The sequence below is a fragment of the Aeromonas sp. EERV15 genome, from assembly GCF_900079845.1.
Lineage (GTDB): Bacteria > Pseudomonadota > Gammaproteobacteria > Enterobacterales > Aeromonadaceae > Aeromonas > Aeromonas sobria.
Map to the genome: position 1 here is coordinate 42,637 of NZ_FKKY02000012.1, position 16,859 is coordinate 59,495.

Below are 16,859 nucleotides of genomic sequence, written 5' to 3' on the forward strand. Positions count from 1 at the left end.
CCATGTTTGAATTGACTATTACTCCGGGCGAGCTGGATCTCGCCACCCTGCGTCGCGTTAGTCGCGAGCCGGTACATATTTCACTGGATCCGGCCGCATTGCCGGGGATCCACGCCTCCGCTGCGGTGGTCACCAAGGTGATCGAGCAGAACCGGGTGGTGTACGGCATCAACACCGGCTTTGGCCTGTTGGCCAACACCCGTATTCCGGTGGAGCAGCTGGACGAATTGCAGCGCTCCATCGTGCTCTCTCATGCGGCAGGGATTGGCACCTATATGGATGACGTCACCGTGCGGCTGATGATGGTGCTCAAGCTCAACTCGCTGGCGCGGGGCTTCTCCGGCATCCGGCTGGCGGTGCTGGAGGCGCTGATCCGGCTTATCAATGCAGAGGTCTATCCGGTGGTGCCGAAGAAGGGCTCCGTCGGCGCCTCTGGCGATCTGGCGCCGCTGGCCCATATGAGCTGCTTGCTGATCGGTGAAGGCAAGGCGCGCCACAAGGGCGAGCTGATCGATGCCGCCACGGCGCTGAAAATTGCCGGGCTTGAGCCCATCGCGCTGGCGCCGAAAGAGGGGCTGGCGCTGCTCAACGGCACCCAGGCCAGCACCGCCTTTGCGCTGGAGGGGCTGTTCCACGCCGAGGATCTGTTTGCCGGTGCCATCACCATAGGCGCCATGAGCGTGGAGGCCGCCCTTGGCAGCCGCCGTCCGTTCGATGCCCGCATCCATGAGGTGCGTGGTCAGCGTGGCCAGATCGATGCGGCCGCCTGCTATCGCCACCTGCTGGTGGATGGTAGCGAGATCGGCATGTCCCATCACAACTGCGAGAAGGTGCAGGATCCCTACTCACTGCGCTGCCAGCCGCAGGTGATGGGAGCTTGTCTGGCCCAGATCCGCCACGCCGCCGAGGTGCTGGTGTGCGAGGCCAATGCGGTCTCCGACAACCCGCTGGTGTTTGCCGATGACGAGGAGATCCTCTCCGGTGGCAACTTCCACGCCGAGCCGGTGGCCTTCGCGGCTGATAATCTGGCGCTGGCCATCGCCGAAATCGGCTCGCTGTCAGAGCGGCGGATGGCGCTGCTGATCGACTCGCGCATGTCCGGTTTGCCCGCGTTTCTGGTCAACAATGGCGGGGTCAACTCCGGCTTTATGATTGCTCAGGTCACCTCGGCGGCGCTCGCCTCCGAGAACAAGAGCCTGGCCCATCCTGCCTCGGTAGACAGCCTGCCCACCTCCGCCAATCAGGAGGATCACGTCTCCATGGCCACCTTCGCCGCTCGTCGGCTGGCAGACATGGCGGAGAACACCCGCGGCATTCTGGCTGTCGAACTGCTGGCGGCGGCACAGGGTCTGGACTTCCGTGCGCCCTTGCGCAGCACCGAGTTGATCGAGTTGGCCAAGGGACGACTGCGGGCAGAGGTGAGCTTCTACGACAAGGACAGGTATTTTTCGCCGGATATCGAAGCTGCCGCCGCCCTGCTGGGCCGTGCCAGCTACAACGATCTGATCCCGGCCGGGGTGCTGCCCAGCCTGTAAGCCTTGATCCCCCTTCTCCCCTGGCGGGAGAAGGGGGGGGATGGGGGGGAAGCCGCTTCACTGGCGCCGGTGAGATCCGGGAGCAGATGACAAAAGACCGCCCAATCGGGCGGTCTTGTCGTTTCTGGCGTTGGCTAAACGCGGTTATTCGTGCTCGAACATCAGGAACAGATAGACGACGAACAGCACCGGGATAGGTGCTGGCGCCTGTTATTCGTGCTCGAACATCAGGAACAGGTAAACGACAAACAACACCAGATGGGTCGCGCCATGGAGCACATTGGTGCGGCCACTGCTGAAGGTCACTTTACAGACCATGAGAGTGGTGACCAGCAGCACCATGTCGGCGGCGGAGAGCCCGAGGCGCACCTCTTGACCCATGATGGCGCCGATAAGAAGTACCGCCGGTACTGTGAGGGCGATGGTGGCCAGCACCGAGCCGAAGTAGAGGTTCATTGCCCGCTGCAACTGGTTGTTGAAGGCGGCCTTGATGGCACCGACCGCTTCGGGCGCCAGCACGATACAGGCCACGATAAAGCCACCCAGTGCTGCAGGGGCCTGCATCACATGTACCCCGTAGTTGATGGGGATGGCCAGCGTCTTGGCCAGCAGGATCACCACCACCAGATAAACGAGTAGCAGCAGGGTGTGATAGACGTTGCTCTGCAGCGGGCCGTGGTGCTCTTCGTAATCCTCGTGATCGCTGTCGACGAAGAAGTGGCTGTGGCTGCGGGTCTGGATCAGCAAAAAGACCCCGTAGAGCAGGACTGAAATGATGATCAACATCCATGACATGGGGCTCGACATGCTGCCGACCGTGCCGCCCCGGGTGAAGTTGGGCAGCACCAGACAGAGCAGCGCCAGCGGGATGATGGCCACCAGATAGGATTTGACCCCGTCCAGATTGAAGCTCTGGGTGTGGTAGCGCCAGCCGCCAAACAGCAGGGTGAACCCCACCAGCCCGGTGCTCACCAGCATTACCACCGCAAACATGGTATCGCGGGCCATGGTGGGATTGGGCTCGCCGGTCAGCATCACCGAGGAGATCATCACTACCTCCAGCGAAATGACCGACAGGGTGAGGATCAGGGTGCCGAAGGGTTCGCCCAGCTTGATGGCGAGGGCGTCGGAGTGGCGCACCACCGAGAAGATGGCCCAGGTAACGACGGCCAGCAGAGCCAGTGAGACCGGAAGATAAATCGCGAGCGGAGTTGTCTCTGTCAGCAGGTCGCTGCCCAGGGTCTTGAAAAAGAGCAGGGTCAGCAGGCCAACGGGCAGGGCAATCTCTTGCCGGATAAATGTCTTCATAGGCAATGGTTCTCTTCTGGGGGTCTGAGCGACCGGATGACATAAACAGGCTGCGTAGTTATCGGTTGCGCGATAACCAGCCCCTTATGATAAAGGCAGTGACCCCCATCCGGGCAGATCATTTTGTTGCGGAATGTAAATGAGCGGTTGAAGGGGGTGGGTCGCTCCCCCCGATAGGGATAGGTATCGGGCCCGTGCAGGGGTAGCATGGCGAGGTAGCGGTCGTTGCGGCAATCCTGCCGCTGTGGCTGCTATCCCCGCGATAAGGGTGCTTATGTCAGCGGTTCGTCTGCGTTACCACACCATCGAATTTGGTGAGCTGGATATCCATCTGCGCACATTGCGCGACAATCAGCAGTTCTCCGACGATGGGGGCGAGGCAGAGGCACTCGGCATCTCCTCGGCCTTCTGGCCGCTGTTCGGGATTGTCTGGGACTCTGGCCGGGTGCTGGCCAGCCAGATGGTGTGTCAGGAGGTGACAGGACTGCGGATTCTGGAGGTGGGCTGCGGCATCGGATTGGCCAGTCTGGTGCTCAATCATCGTCATGCCGACATCACGGCCACCGACTATCACCCCGAGGCGGGTGCCTTTCTGGCCCGGAATGTGTTGCTTAATCAGGGGGCCGAGATCCCCTTCACCCGTACCGGTTGGGCCGATGCCGCCACCGATCTGGGCTGCTTCGACCTGATCATCGGCAGCGACTTGCTCTATGAGCGCGGTCATGTGGAGACGCTGGCCGCCTTTATCGAGCAACATGCCAAGGCAAGCTGCAAGGTGATCCTGGTGGATCCGGGTCGCGGTCAGCAGGGGCGCTTTACCCGGCTGATGGCCGGGCTGGGTTACCGGCACAGCCAGCACCAGCCTGATGATGTCGAGCAGCTTGCCCAGCCGTTTCGCGGTCAGATCTTGCAATATCTGCGCTAGCTGGCCTCGCGGTGTTGCAGCTGCCACTCCTGTTGCCAGCGCGGCAACATCTTTAGCGGCATGGGTTTACCGAAGAAGTAGCCCTGGATCAGATAGACGCCGTGTTGGCTCAGATAGTCGACCTGCAGCTGGCTCTCGACCCCTTCGGCGATCATCTCCATGCCCGATTCCCGACCGAAGACGATGATGGCATCCAGTACGCTGCGCTTGAGGTCGTTGGTGCCTATGGTATCGACGAACATCTTGTCGATTTTTATCTGGCGGATCCCCAGACTTTGCAGATAGGCAAAGCCGCCGTAGCCGGTACCAAAATCATCCAGCTTGAAGTGATAGCCCATCTGCTGCAGCAGGGTGATCTCCTCGGTAGCCGCCTTGATATCATGGATCGGCTTGCGTTCGGTCAGCTCAAAATTGAGCCGGTCAGGGGAGGGGTTATGGTGTTTTGCCAGCAGCTGGCGCAGTAGTGGTTGTTCGATATGGGTTGCGACCAGATTGACGCTGACCCACTGCTCCGGCGCCAGCAGCGGCAGGTCGCTGATCACCTGCTCCAGCAACTGCTCGGTCATCGGCAGGATCAGCCCCTGTTCCTCCGCATAGTCAATAAAGGAACCCGGAGGAATTAACTCGTTTCCACGTTGCCAGCGCAGCAGGGCCTCAAAGCCAACAACCTGGCGAGTTTGGCTATTCACCACTGGTTGGTAAAAAGGCACAAATTCCCGCTTGGCTAGCCCCGTTTGTAGCAGTCCCTTGAGGGAGCGCCGGTAGTTGCGTAGTAGCCAGTACGCGGCACTGAGCAGGGCGCCTAGCACTATGCCGGACCAGAGGCCGTAGTGATTGAGCTGGTCATGGGCATATTGCTCCAGCGCTTTTCCCGCCCAGATCGTCTTTCTGGTGAGTTCATTCGGGTCGTAGAAACTCAGGCTGCTATTGTTCTCTTCCTGCTTGATGGTCTTGTCGCCGCGTGGAAAGTGAACGGTGGCCGCATCGGGAGCCTGCCGGCTGAACTCCATATAGAAGCAGTTGGTACAGGGGTGTTGCAGCTGCTCGTGGCTCCAGCTGTTATCCAGTACCCAGTAGGCGAGGTTGCCGCCGGATTGGTAGTAGGCCACCAGCTCCTGCTCGGTATTGAATTTGGCCACGGTAGCAGTAATCCCCAATTTACCGTACTTCTGCCCGTTGTTTTGGGCATCTTTGAGCATCGTAATCCCCACCCCCAGACTGGAGCAGCTGTTACCGGAGGCGAGCTCCAGCCCCTGCAGGCGGATGTGGTTGCTGTAGAAGCGGGGATCGCGCAGCAGCATCATGTCCTTGGCACCACAGTCAAAGTTAAACTGTGCCAGTTGCTTGTTGATGGCGGCATCCAGCTCCCTGTGGCGTTCTGCCATTGCCTCTTTGAGCTCGGTGACCTTATTTTCCAGCAGATGGAAGGCCATCGGCTTGGCAAACCACAGGCCGAGAGACTGGCTACCCACGATAGGCAGGGCGAACAGCAACAGAGAGATCCAGACGGGAGATATACGCAAAGGGAGTACCTGCCAGTTTCATAAGACACAGTTGGATATTGTCATCATAATGGATTAGTACAATCAATTTGAATCAGAGTTACCAAACTGATTGGATTCCCTGTTATTTATTTGATTTGTAATGATTTTTATTATTTTCACGCAAGATTCAATCGCTGACCTGTCAGAAATGACAATTGCTCGGCTTATCCGAACTGGATTAAAGTGACAGTACGGTTTGACTCACCGTGTGTTCAATACTCCTGTATCTGTTTTTTTATCAGTAGCACAGAGTGTTAGTTTTGATATGAGTGTTCCTTTTGGTCCCCTTTGAGGGACCATTTTTCTGCCAGCTATCTCCCCTGGTACCGCATCAGCACCGCATCACCTCCCCCCATTCTTGGTATTCTCACCGTGCTTTGGTTATGCTGCCCGCTTAAATTGCAGAAGCGGGATCTTCATCCATAGCTGCGGTGCTGACGTCGCTGCTAGCATGAGGTCACATGGATGGTACCGGGCATACGGAAAGGTGCATGAAACTCACAACACAGCTTGTCTCCTTTATCACCCTGTGCGTGATTGCCGCCATGGCAACCGTGCTGATTGGCGGGGTGTTCAGCTTTCGCCAGCTGGGCATGGAGTTGCAGCAAAAGAAGGTTGATGCGCTGGTCGAGGTGATCGACAAGCAGCTGGATGTGGCTCATGACATGGAGGATATGAGCCGTTGGCTGCCCACCCTGTTACGAGCCGCCCATGTGGTGGAGCTGGAGGTTCGTCAGAACGACCAGCGGGTCTACTGGTTCCGCAACGTGCAGGATGCGGTCGATGAACAGCTGCTGCAGCCATACAGCCTGCCGTTACCCCATCAGGCCGACATGCAGGCCAATTTCAAGCTGGAGCGCCCCTTCAAGGAGGCGGAGTACTCCATCAGGGCGATGTCCGGCATCTCGTTCGGCGTCTTTATCGTGGTGTTCGGTCTCTGGTACTCCATCCGCTGGCTGCGCCAGCAGTTGCGCGGTGCCGAGCTGTTGAGCATTCGCGCCCAGCTGATCCTCGATGACAAACTCTCCAAGCTGAATCATGACCCCGCCGAAGAGTGGCCGGTGGCCGCCAGTCAGGCCCTCGACCACCTGCTCGCCGAGCTGGCGGATGCTCGCAAGGAGCGCAGCCGCTTCGACAACTTTATCCGCAGCAACGCCTATGTCGACAAGATGACCGGTATCGGCAACCGGTTGTTTTTTGACAACCGGCTGGAGAGCGCCATCATGGAGGCGAGCGTGATGAGTGGTGGCGTGTTGCTGATCGATCTCGCTTGCCTTGAAGAGCTGGAGTCCGAGCCGCTCGAGCTGCAGAGCCGTGACCTGCTGTTGGAAGCGAGTGCCACCATCGGTGCTTTCGTGCGTAAACATAACGGTGCTCTGCAGGCCCGTTATGCCGGACAAGTGTTTGCCGTGTTGCTGCCCAATATGTCAGAGAGCGAAATGGTGGAGGGGGCGAACCAGCTGCTCAAGAGCCTACAACGGCTGCATTGGCCACAGACAGTCAATCCCGAAACGGCAGTGTATCTCGGTGCCGTCTGTTATCAGGCCGAAGATAGCCTGCTCAAGGTACAGGAGGAGGCTGAGCTGGCCCTCAAGAGTGCCCGCCTGCAGGGCCACAATGGCTGGTTCCTCTATGAGAAGCAGTTGAATGAGGAGCAGAGCAGCAAGGGCTCGGTGCGCTGGCGCACCCTGATCAGCCGTCGCCTGGAAGAGCAGGGCATCGAGTTCTATAGCCAGCCGATCCAGCAGGATCGGGACCAGGTGGTGCTGCAGCAGGAGTTGCTAACCTATCTCCATGACGAGCAGGGACGGGCACTGCAGGCGGGGATTTTCATGCCGATGGCGGAGAAGGTGGGGCTGTTGTTACCACTGGATCGCTGGGTGGCAGAGCAGACCCTGCTCTTGCTGCGCCAGCGTCCCGAGCAGAGTTGCCCCATTAGCCTGACCCTGAGTGCCCAGAGCCTGCTCAACCGCGAGTTTCAGCGCTGGCTGTTCTTCGCTCTGTTCCAGCTACCCCGCAGCACCAACGAGCGGTTGGTTCTGCAGTTGTCAGAATCCCAGGTCACTCGCCATTTTGAGGCGCTCAAACGGCCGCTGCGCTCCCTGCGGATGCTCGGTTGTCGGCTGGCCATCGATCACGCCGGTCAGGATGTGGTGAGTACCCAGTACATCAAAGAGTTTGAAATTAACTTTCTCAAGCTGCATCCCAGTCTGGTGCGGGAGATCCATCTCCGTCAGGTGAACCAGATGGCGGTGCGCAGTTTGGTAGGGGGTTGTGCCAATACCGGCACCCGGGTGCTGGCGGTGGGAGTGGAGAGTGGCGACGAGTGGAAGATGCTGCGCCACCTCGGGGTGCATGCCGGTCAGGGCCCCTGGTTTGCTCCGCCTCAGCGGCTGTTCATTGAGCCAGCCAGAGCCTGAAAGAGGGTTGCGGCTTAGAGGCGGCCTTGCTCTTTCAAGCCCGCCAATCCCTGCATGCCACCGGTGTGGATAAAGACGATCTTGCTGCCGGGGGCGATGCGTCCGGCGGCCAATTCGCGAAACAGTCCCCACATCGCCTTGCCGCTGTAGATGGGCTCAAGGGGCAGGCCGGTTTGGGCGCTGAAATCCTGCACCCACTGCCAGAGGGCTGGGCTAAATTTGGCGTAGCCACCATCGTGGTGATCCAGCGCGATCCGCCAGCCAGCTATAGTGGTGGCCGCAGGATGAAGGCGGCACACCTCGTCGGCGATAAAGCCACCTCCCTTGAGCACCGCAATGGCGAGGATCTGTTCTTGTTGTCGCTTGCCTGCAATCAGCCCTGCCAGGGTGCCGCCGCTGGCGCAGGGCAATACCCAGAGATCTGGTGAAAATGGCACTTCACTGACCAGTTCAGCGACACCGGGGATGGCCAGCGGGCTGCTGCCCCCTTCCGGCACGATCAGGGTGTCGCTGGCAGCAAATTGGGCTAGCCAGTCGGGATCCTGCCGTCGCCGGTAACTCTGGCGGTCAACGAAAACGAGATCCATGCCCCAGCACTTGGCATCCTGCAGGGTAGAGTTACTGACGGCATAGGATTCGCCCCGTATGATACCGGTAGTGCGAAGACCAGCTTGGCGCCCTGCCGCCGCCAAGGCGTGGATATGATTGGAGTAGGCGCCGCCAAACGACAGCAGATGCTGCTTGCCCTGCGCTTTGGCGTGCAGCAGATGATGTTTGAGCTTGCGCCACTTGTTGCCTGATATGGTTGGATGGATCAGGTCATCCCGCTTGCACCACAGCTCGACACCATAGCGGTGCAGCAAGGGGTGATGGAGGCGTTGCAGGGGCGAGGGCAGGTTAGCGGTGTCATCTGACTCAGCTGGGAAGTTGGCTTGCAATGGTGAGTCCGTCTTTTATATGGAAGCTAATTTGCTGTTTATGTTAATATTTCACACATTTAACCACTATTGATGGGCGAGCTTACATGAAACAACTGTTCAGGCGATCGACGCCAAGCCGCCAGGTGGGGCTGTTGCTGGCCAATGACAGGATCATGCTGGCAGCGGTGGGCAATTCCCCCGTTTTTGCGACTCGTTCTATTAACGGCCCACAGGAGTGGGCTGTTGCCATCAATGAGCTGTTCAGTCGTCATGGGCTGGCCAAGTCTAAGGTGCGGGTAGCCCTCGCCGCCAGCCTTTATCAACAGATCCAGATCGACAAACCCGCAGTGCCCGATGCCGAGATGGCGGGGGCGCTCCCTTGGGCGGTAAAAGATTATGTCAGCGAGCCGGTGCTGCAACTGGCAATGGATTATGTCGATTTGCCGACCGCGCCAGCTGGTCGTCCGCGCATCAATGTGATTTGCCTGCCCAAGAGCCGAGTGCAACAGCTGGCCGATGCCATCAATGGTATTGCCACCCTGCAATCCATCATCAGCGATGAGCTGGCACTGACCTCTCTTTATGACGCGGACGAGACGGTGCGCATGCTGCTGTGGCAGCCGAAGGGGCAGGATCTGCAACTGCTGGTCTTCCATCAGGGAGGGCTCTGCTTCTCCCGCCAGCTGCGCGGTTTTACCAGCCTGACCGGGGAACATGAGCCGGACAGCATGCTGCTCGACTCGCTGGCGCTGGAGATCCAGCGCTCTCTTGACTATCTGGCGGGCCAGCTCAAACTGCCCGAGCTGGGGCAGATGCAGTTTGCCGTCGCTTCGCCCTTTATCGGTACCCTTGTACGCCACATGGAACAGACCTTCGGCTTTGCCGTCTCCGCCATGGCCAACAAAGCGGTGCTGGCCGGGGTCGAGTACCTGTCGGCCTATGCCGCCGCTATCGGGGAGGATGCGTGATGAAACGTCAGATAAACCTCTATGGCGCCGAGTTTCGCCCCAAACGGCAGTGGGCCAGCCTCAATCAGATGGCGCTGGTATGGGGCTGCGCGCTGCTGCTGATCTTGCTGGCTGGCGTCGGTTACAGCTGGCAGCAGCAACAGGTCAGCCGGGCGCTGGCGCAGCGCAATGTTGAACTGGATCTCAAACGCGACGAGGCCCAGCGACTGGACGCCGAGTTGGCCCGCCATCAGGCGGATCCCCGCTTGCAGCAGCAACTCACCAACCAGCAGGATGAGCTGACCGCCAAGCAGGGGCTGATGCGCCAGCTGGGCAGCCTGACCCTGCAAAAATCTCAGGGCTACGCCAGCCTGATGGCGGACTTGTCCCGTATTCGCAACAGCAACCTCTCGTTGCAGCGTATTGAAATCAACGAAGGGCGGATCAACCTCTCCGGCTTTGCTGGCCGCAGTCAGGATGTGCCGGCCTGGGTCAACCGCTTCAAGCAGACCCCGAGTCTGGTGGGCAAGGAGTTTGGTGAACTGACCCTGAGCCGTGACAAGGAGGGTCGCCTGACCTTCCAGTTGAGCGGCATCGCGCGGGAGAAACCCTGATGAACCTGAAAGCACAATGGCAAGCATGGAGTCAGCGGATCGCAGTGTTGAGCCAGCGGGAGCGGGTGTTAATGCTGCTGACCGGTCTGGTGTTGCTGGGGGCTGCCGGATTTTATGGTTGGCTCGATGACGCCGATATCCGTTTGCAACAGGATCGCATCGCCCTGAGCGCCGCCGAGCGCGACCTCGAAATCATGACGCTGGAAAACCTCGGCAAGCAGGCCCGGCTCAAGCGGGATCCCAACCAGGGGGTTCACGACCAGTTGGCGCAGGTGGCGGTCGATCTGGCCCGGGTCGATGGTGAGCTCAAGGCTCAGACCGTCGATCTGATCCCGGCCCACGAGATGCCGCTGGTGCTGGAGGCGTTACTCTCCCGCTCCGCCAATCTTCATATGCTGGCCCTCAGTTCGCTGGAGCCGACCCCGCTGATGGCGGGAGAGCAGCAGGTCAATCTCTATAAACACGGTATCCGGCTGCAACTGGAAGGCGGCTATTTCGATGTTTATCAATATCTTAAAGCGCTGGAAGCCTTGCCGCGCCACTTCTACTGGAAGCAGTTCGACTATCAGGTCAAGGCTTATCCCAGCGCTGTGGTGGAGATGGAGATCTACACCCTGAGTACCAGCAAGGAGTTTATCCGTGGCTAGAGTGTTTGCATTGTGCTGTTGCCTGTTCAGCGTGCTGGTACAGGCGGAGCCGGTCGAGGTATTGCAGGATCCCACTGCACCGCTGGCGGATGTGGCGGTCGGTGCCAGAGCGACTGGCGAGAGCAGTGCCGGGTTGCCGAAGCTGCAGAGCGTCATACTGGGTAATGGCCCAGCACTGGCAGTGCTCAATGGCAAGAGTTATCGGGTCGGGCAGCAGGTGGATGGCTATATGCTGCTGGCCATCAATGCCGATGCCGTGGTGCTGGAAAAGGCGGGAAAACGCCATACGGTGGCACTGTTTGCCAGCAAGATCCGGGTTTGAATCGGTGTTGCCTCCTGTGAGGTGAGCCTGTTTTATCGAGTTTAATTGCAAGTCAGGGTGCCCTAATTACATGAAAACACACCGTCTCTGTCTGATCACCGTGGCCATGATGGCCGCGGGCTGTACCACGTATCAGCACCCCGAGCCGACCCAGGCCAAGGATGCGCTCAAGCATGCCATGAACGAACAGCAGAAGCAGGCTGCCCCTCTGACCGCGTTGCCCAAGTCGGTGCAGAGCGAATTGCTGCAGCTGAACCGGCCCCAGATGCCGGTTGGCATGCCTGAGAAGCGGCTGCGGATTGCGGCCAATGATGTGGAAGCGGTGGAGTTTTTCGGTTCCCTGTTCAAGGGCTCCCGTTATAGCGTGGCAGTCCATCCCGGGGTTGCCGGGCTGGTGTCGGTCGAGCTCAAGGATGTGACCCTGCCGGAAGTACTGGCGGTAGTGGGCGACATGTATGGCTTCGATGTGCAGCGCAAGGGCAATATATTCCATATCTATCCGGCTGGCCTGCGCACCGAGACCATCCCGGTCAACTACCTGATGATGTCCCGTCGTGGTCTCTCCCGCACCTCGGTCAGCACTGGCGGGGTGACCGCCAATGACAGCAATAACAGCAGCAGCGATAGCAGTTTTGATAGTGCGTCCAACAACAGCGGCAGCAACAGCTCATCCAGCAGCTCGGGCGGTGACAACAACAACGGCACCCGTATCGAGACCGATACCAACAGCGACTACTGGACCGATCTGCGCGACTCCCTGCAGACCCTGATCGGCAGCGGTGACGGCCGCGCGGTGATCACCAGCCCGCAGGCGGGTCTGGTCACCATTCGTGCCTACCCGAAAGAGCTCAAGGCGGTCCGTGAGTTCCTCACCCAGTCCGAAAGCCACCTCAAGCGTCAGGTGGTGCTGGAGGCGCGGATCATCGAAGTGGCCCTCAACGAAGGCTACGAGCAGGGGGTGGACTGGAGCGGTCTCTCCGCCAGCTGGGATGGCAACAAGGGAATCACCGGTGGTGGCTCGGCGGCTAATTCAGGGTTGCCCACCACACCTAACCAGATTTTCAGCGCGCTGGGGGGCGGTGCAGGCTTTACCATCTCCGACGGCAACTTTAACGTGGCGGTCAACCTGCTCAAGACCCAGGGTGATGTGAATACCCTCTCCAGCCCCCGTGTCACCGCAACCAATAACCAGAAGGCGGTGATCAAGGTGGGGACGGACGAGTATTACGTCACCAATGCGTCCACCACCATTACCACTACCTCGACGGGCACAGACAAGACGCCCAATGTGGAGCTGACCCCCTTCTTCTCCGGTATCGCGCTGGACGTGACGCCGCAGATCGATGAAGAGGGTAAGGTGCTGCTGCACATCCATCCCTCCGTTATCGATACCGAAGAGCAAAACAAGGTGATCGACATGGGCACCTCGGGTGGCAAGTTGCAACTGCCGCTCGCCAAGAGTTCGATCCGCGAGTCCGATACCGTGGTGCAGGCCAATAACGGCGACATCATCGTCATCGGCGGTCTGATGAAGACTGACAAGCAGGAGATCGTCAGCAAGGTGCCGCTGTTGGGTGACATCCCCTGGATTGGCGAGGCCTTTACCAACCGCCGTGAAAGCACCAAGAAGGTAGAGTTGGTGATCATGCTCAAACCAACCGTGGTGGAGAAAGATACCTGGCAGAATGAGCTAAAACGATCCTCCGATCTGCTCGACAAGTGGTATCCGGCCAAGGGCTAAGCCATGACACACGACGCGGTCGCCCTTATCCCGAACGGCCGGTGCTGCCTTGCCAGCACCGGCTGCTTGCTCGCCATGGTCGGTGACGCCTCATGTACCTGAGCCACTTCGGCCTGCAGGAGGCGCCGTTCAGCCTTACCCCCAATACCGGCTTCTACTACGGCCTGCCGCCCCACGAAGAGGCGCTGCAGGTGCTCAACTGGGCGCTGGCGCAGGGGGAGGGGTTTATCAAGGTGACCGGCGAGGTGGGCACCGGCAAGACCCTGCTCTGCCGCAAGTTGCTAAGCGAACTGGGCTCGGAAGCGTGCCCGGTACGGCTTGCCTGGTTGCCCAATCCCCACCTCACCCCGGCCGAGCTGCGTATCGCGCTGGCGCTGGAGTTGGGGTTGGCGGTGCGGGATCAGAGCGAACTGGATCTCACCGATCGGATCCATCGCCACCTGATCAGCCTGCATCAGCAGGGCAGTCGGGTGGTGGTGCTTATTGACGAGGCGCAGGCGCTGCCGGACGAGACCCTGGAGGCGATCCGCCTGTTTGGCAATCTCGAGACCGAGTCGAGCAAGCTGCTGCAGATCGTGCTGTTCGGCCAACCGGAGCTGGATGCCAGGCTGGCCAAGCCGCACCTGCGCCAACTGCGCCAGCGGATTGGCTTCTCTTACTGCCTGCGTCCGCTGCGTTTTGACGAGACCCGCGCCTATCTGGAGCACAGATTGCAGGTATCCGGTTATCGCGGTGCGCCGCTGTTTGCCAGCAGCGCCATGCGCAGGTTGTGGCGGGCATCGCGCGGTATCCCGAGACTGATCAATGTGCTGGCGCAAAAGTGTCTGATGCTGGCCTATGGTCAGGGCGCGCGCCAGATCGACAGTCGTCTGGTGCGGCTCGCCATTCGTGATACCGAAGATGCCAGCCGCCTTGCGCCGTGGCGCTGGTGGCCGCTGTTACTGTTGCTGGGGTGTGCCCTGGCTTATGGAGTCTGGCCATGAGTGTAATCAACCAGATGCTCAAAGATCTGGATCAGCGCCAGCAAGGGTCCGATGGTGCTGCCGTCTATATTGCCCCTGCACGCCAGCAGGGATGGTGGATGTTATTGCTGACCCTGATCTGCGGGTTGGCGCTGGGGATCCTCGGTTGGCGAACCTGGATCTACTGGCAGCAGACCCATACCGTGACGGCGGCCAGCGAAGTGATCGCTCCCGATGCGGTGACCCCCGATGTGGTTACAAGGGTCGCCGCATCGGTTAGTCAGCCCGAGCCGGTCGAGGTGGCCGCAGCCCTGCCATTGCCCCGTCACCAGGCTACCGCTGACGACGTGGCCGACGAAGATCAAGATGCTGTGTATCAAGATGCAGGGGATGACGAGAGCGAGTTGGCTGATGGGGCGCCCTTCGATGCCTCCAGTGATTTTGACGAGTCGGAGCCGACCGATGAAGAGCTGCAACCCGAGCTTTACGCCGAACTGGCGGCAGAGCAGCAGGCAGTTGCTAGCGCGCCGCGCAAACCGAGCGTATTGAAGATCGAGACGGTAGAGCTGTCGGCCAAAGAGCTGGCGGCACTGGCGGAGCGCAAGGCGACCACCGCCATGGCCAAGGGCAGCCTGCGCGATGCCCAGGACAACTACTATCAGGTGCTGGCCCACGACCCTTATAGCCAAGGGGCGCGCGAGCAGCTGGCCGGGTTGCTCTATGGCGAGGGCCGCCTGACCGAGGCCCGTCAGCTGCTGGAGGAGGGGATCCGCCTCAACCCGCAACAGCCTGATTTTCGCCTGCTGCTGGCCCGTCTTGCCATCAGCGAGGGACAACAGCAACAGGCCCTTGGCTGGTTATCCGGTTATCAGCCGGATCTGGCCAGCAACATGGACTATTACGCCACCTGGGCCGGGCTGACTCAGGAGCTGGGCCAGAATGCCGATGCGGCGGCGCTCTACGTGAAGCTGCTGCATCAGCAGCCGGATCAGGGCCGCTGGTGGCTTGGCCTCGGCGTGGCCGAAGATGGTCAGGGCCACAGTCAGCGGGCGCTTGATGCTTATCGCAATGCGCTACTGCACGGCAACCTCGGCGAGGCGTCAACCAGCTGGCTGGAACAACGTATTGGCCAACTAGCCCCGTGATAAATCGCAGGTTCGATTAGCGAAGCGGGCTTGGTGGCGGGTTTTGAATCACATTTATCGGAGTAGTAATGGCACAACCCAGACTGAAAATGCGCCTCGGCGACCTGCTGGTACAAGAGCAGATCATCTCTGATGATCAGCTGCAGCTTGCCCTGCAGCAGCAGCGTCAGACCGGTCGCAAGCTGGGCTCGACCCTGATTGACCTCGGTTTTATCAGCGAAGTGCAGTTGCTGCAGTTCCTGGCTCGCCAGCTGAATGTGCCCTTCTTCGATCTCAACAACCTCACCATTGACGCCGCCGCAGTGCCGCTGCTGCCTGAAGTGCAGGCGCGCCGTTATCGGGCGCTGGCGGTCAATCTGACCGATGACAGGGTCACGGTGGCGATGTCGGATCCTGCGGATCTGAGCGCACTGGATGCCATTGCCGCCCTGCTCAGCCCACGCATCATGGTGCTGGCGGTGGCGCGGGAAGGGCAACTGCTGGAGTATTTCGACCGCCTTTATCGCCGTACCCGCGAGATCGAGAGCTTCGCCGAACAGCTGCAGGAGGAGTATCAGGACTCCGGCTTCGAGCTGGGTTCCAGTAATCTGGGGGCCAATGACGAGGGGGAGGCGACGGTGGCCAAGCTGCTGCGCTCCCTGTTCGAGGATGCGGTGCAGGTGGGGGCCTCGGATATCCACATCGAACCGGACGAAAAGGTGCTGCGCATTCGTCAGCGGATCGACGGCATCCTCCATGAGAACATCCTCAACGAGGTGCGCATCGCCCAGGCGCTGGTGCTGCGCCTCAAGCTGGTGGCCGGGCTCGATATCTCCGAGAAGCGCTTGCCGCAAGATGGCCGCTTCAACATGAAGGTGCGTGGCCGTGATGTGGATGTGCGGATGTCCACCATGCCGGTGCAGTATGGCGAGTCGGTGGTAATGCGTCTGCTGGATCAATCCTCTGGCATCCTGTCACTGACTGACAGTGGCATGCCGCCGGATATCCTGACCCGTTTCCGCCGCCAACTCCATCGTCCTCACGGTATGATCCTGGTGACCGGCCCGACCGGTAGCGGCAAGACCACCACCCTCTATGGCGCGCTCTCCGAGCTCAACCAGGCCAGCAACAAGATCATCACGGTGGAAGATCCGGTGGAGTATCGCCTCTCCCGCGTCAATCAGGTGCAGGTCAACCCCAAGATTGGTCTCACCTTCTCCCAGGTGCTGCGCTCCACCCTGCGTCAGGATCCGGACATCCTGCTGGTGGGGGAGATGCGGGACAACGAAACCGTGGAGATCGGCCTGCGTGGCGCCATCACCGGCCATTTGGTGCTGACCACCTTGCACACCAACGATGCCATCACCAGTGCCCTGCGCCTGATCGACATGGGCGCGCCGGGTTATCTGGTAGCGAGTGCGCTACGTGCTGTGGTCGCGCAACGGCTGGTGCGGCGGGTATGTGAGCACTGCGTCGAGGAGAGTGCGCCGGACGAAGGGCAGGCCACCTGGCTCACCGTGCTCTCTGGCGAAGCGCCGGGCCAGCACACCTATCACAAGGGCCGTGGCTGCCAGAGCTGCAACTTTACCGGCTATTCTGGCCGGATCGGGGTGTACGAACTGCTGGAGCTGGATCAACCGATGATGGATGCCTTGCGCCGTAACGATGCAGAAGGATTTGCCAAGGCGGCGCGTCAGCACGAACACTTCCGCCCGCTGGCGCTGACGGCGCTCGATTATGCCCGCCAGGGGATCACCTCGGTGGACGAGGTGCTGCGACTGGCCGAGGATCTGGGGTAAGCCATGACTCACTTCATTGCCAACACCTGCTATGGCTGCCATGACGCTAGC

General features: G+C 60.1%; 14 protein-coding genes. 11 read left to right on the forward strand and 3 right to left on the reverse strand.

The window, feature by feature from the left end:
• Positions 1-2 precede the first annotated feature (2 nt).
• A complete protein-coding gene (gene hutH / locus BN4575_RS12080) occupies positions 3-1,535 on the forward strand; it encodes a histidine ammonia-lyase (RefSeq protein ID WP_068978335.1) in 1,533 nt (510 codons plus the stop codon).
• A 210-nt stretch (positions 1,536-1,745) separates the two neighbouring features.
• On the opposite strand, the gene BN4575_RS12085 is transcribed toward hutH, so the two are convergent.
• The gene (locus BN4575_RS12085; RefSeq protein WP_042019692.1) at positions 1,746-2,843 is read right to left on the reverse strand and encodes a calcium:proton antiporter; all 1,098 of its coding nucleotides are present in this window, start codon (positions 2,841-2,843) and stop codon (positions 1,746-1,748) included.
• 274 nt (positions 2,844-3,117) lie between these two features.
• On the opposite strand from BN4575_RS12085, the gene BN4575_RS12090 reads away from it, so the two are divergent.
• A complete protein-coding gene (locus BN4575_RS12090; RefSeq protein WP_068978336.1) occupies positions 3,118-3,768 on the forward strand; it encodes a class I SAM-dependent methyltransferase in 651 nt (216 codons plus the stop codon).
• On the opposite strand, the gene BN4575_RS12095 is transcribed toward BN4575_RS12090, so the two are convergent.
• Positions 3,765-5,291 (reverse strand): EAL domain-containing protein, encoded by a 1,527-nt coding sequence (locus BN4575_RS12095; protein ID WP_068978337.1) that lies wholly within the window; start codon positions 5,289-5,291, stop codon positions 3,765-3,767. The two genes, BN4575_RS12090 and BN4575_RS12095, sit on opposite strands and share 4 nt — an antisense overlap.
• A gap of 512 nt (positions 5,292-5,803) precedes the next feature.
• Here BN4575_RS12095 and BN4575_RS12100 point away from each other — a divergent pair.
• Positions 5,804-7,732 (forward strand): EAL domain-containing protein, encoded by a 1,929-nt coding sequence (locus tag BN4575_RS12100; protein ID WP_068978338.1) that lies wholly within the window; start codon positions 5,804-5,806, stop codon positions 7,730-7,732.
• A gap of 14 nt (positions 7,733-7,746) precedes the next feature.
• Here BN4575_RS12100 and BN4575_RS12105 read toward each other — a convergent pair whose 3' ends face one another.
• Complete coding sequence (locus tag BN4575_RS12105; RefSeq protein WP_068978339.1) at positions 7,747-8,670, reverse strand: 1-aminocyclopropane-1-carboxylate deaminase/D-cysteine desulfhydrase; 924 nt, start codon at positions 8,668-8,670, stop codon at positions 7,747-7,749.
• A gap of 86 nt (positions 8,671-8,756) precedes the next feature.
• On the opposite strand from BN4575_RS12105, the gene BN4575_RS12110 reads away from it, so the two are divergent.
• The 8 genes from BN4575_RS12110 (at position 8,757) to mshE (ending at position 16,808) form a co-directional block, all read left to right on the forward strand.
• A complete protein-coding gene (locus BN4575_RS12110) occupies positions 8,757-9,620 on the forward strand; it encodes an MSHA biogenesis protein MshI (RefSeq protein WP_068978340.1) in 864 nt (287 codons plus the stop codon).
• Entirely contained in the window at positions 9,620-10,213 is a 594-nt protein-coding gene (locus BN4575_RS12115) for a PilN domain-containing protein (RefSeq protein WP_068978341.1), read from the forward strand. The genes BN4575_RS12110 and BN4575_RS12115 overlap by 1 nt, the downstream gene beginning before the upstream one ends.
• Positions 10,213-10,860 carry an MSHA biogenesis protein MshJ gene (locus BN4575_RS12120; RefSeq protein WP_068978342.1) on the forward strand — a complete coding sequence of 216 codons (648 nt, stop codon included), beginning with the start codon at positions 10,213-10,215 and terminating at the stop codon, positions 10,858-10,860. Before BN4575_RS12115 ends, BN4575_RS12120 begins: the two co-directional genes overlap by 1 nt.
• Positions 10,853-11,182 carry a SctD/MshK family protein gene (locus BN4575_RS12125; protein WP_042019675.1) on the forward strand — a complete coding sequence of 110 codons (330 nt, stop codon included), beginning with the start codon at positions 10,853-10,855 and terminating at the stop codon, positions 11,180-11,182. The genes BN4575_RS12120 and BN4575_RS12125 overlap by 8 nt, the downstream gene beginning before the upstream one ends.
• Before the next feature lie 70 nt (positions 11,183-11,252).
• Positions 11,253-12,923 (forward strand): pilus (MSHA type) biogenesis protein MshL, encoded by a 1,671-nt coding sequence (gene mshL, locus BN4575_RS12130; protein WP_068978343.1) that lies wholly within the window; start codon positions 11,253-11,255, stop codon positions 12,921-12,923.
• A 92-nt stretch (positions 12,924-13,015) separates the two neighbouring features.
• Positions 13,016-13,906: an ExeA family protein gene (locus BN4575_RS12135; RefSeq protein WP_042019673.1), complete on the forward strand. Its 891-nt coding sequence runs from the start codon at positions 13,016-13,018 to the stop codon at positions 13,904-13,906.
• The gene (locus tag BN4575_RS12140; RefSeq protein ID WP_068978344.1) at positions 13,903-15,030 is read left to right on the forward strand and encodes a tetratricopeptide repeat protein; all 1,128 of its coding nucleotides are present in this window, start codon (positions 13,903-13,905) and stop codon (positions 15,028-15,030) included. The genes BN4575_RS12135 and BN4575_RS12140 overlap by 4 nt, the downstream gene beginning before the upstream one ends.
• 68 nt (positions 15,031-15,098) lie before the next feature.
• Entirely contained in the window at positions 15,099-16,808 is a 1,710-nt protein-coding gene (gene mshE / locus BN4575_RS12145; protein WP_068978345.1) for an MSHA fimbrial ATPase MshE, read from the forward strand.
• Positions 16,809-16,859: the final 51 nt, after the last annotated feature.

Excerpts from the sequence above, each read along its gene's own strand:
- BN4575_RS12120 (WP_068978342.1), top strand. The coding sequence starts at position 10,213 with ATGAACCTGAAAGCACAATGGCAAGCATGGAGTCAGCGGATCGCAGTG.
- BN4575_RS12110 (WP_068978340.1), top strand. The coding sequence starts at position 8,757 with ATGAAACAACTGTTCAGGCGATCGACGCCAAGCCGCCAGGTGGGGCTG.
- BN4575_RS12140 (WP_068978344.1), top strand. The coding sequence starts at position 13,903 with ATGAGTGTAATCAACCAGATGCTCAAAGATCTGGATCAGCGCCAGCAA.
- BN4575_RS12100 (WP_068978338.1), top strand. The coding sequence starts at position 5,804 with ATGAAACTCACAACACAGCTTGTCTCCTTTATCACCCTGTGCGTGATT.
- BN4575_RS12115 (WP_068978341.1), top strand. The coding sequence starts at position 9,620 with ATGAAACGTCAGATAAACCTCTATGGCGCCGAGTTTCGCCCCAAACGG.
- mshE (WP_068978345.1), top strand. The coding sequence starts at position 15,099 with ATGGCACAACCCAGACTGAAAATGCGCCTCGGCGACCTGCTGGTACAA.
- BN4575_RS12085 (WP_042019692.1), bottom strand. The coding sequence starts at position 2,843 with ATGAAGACATTTATCCGGCAAGAGATTGCCCTGCCCGTTGGCCTGCTG.
- hutH (WP_068978335.1), top strand. The coding sequence starts at position 3 with ATGTTTGAATTGACTATTACTCCGGGCGAGCTGGATCTCGCCACCCTG.
- BN4575_RS12090 (WP_068978336.1), top strand. The coding sequence starts at position 3,118 with ATGTCAGCGGTTCGTCTGCGTTACCACACCATCGAATTTGGTGAGCTG.
- BN4575_RS12135 (WP_042019673.1), top strand. The coding sequence starts at position 13,016 with ATGTACCTGAGCCACTTCGGCCTGCAGGAGGCGCCGTTCAGCCTTACC.
- mshL (WP_068978343.1), top strand. The coding sequence starts at position 11,253 with ATGAAAACACACCGTCTCTGTCTGATCACCGTGGCCATGATGGCCGCG.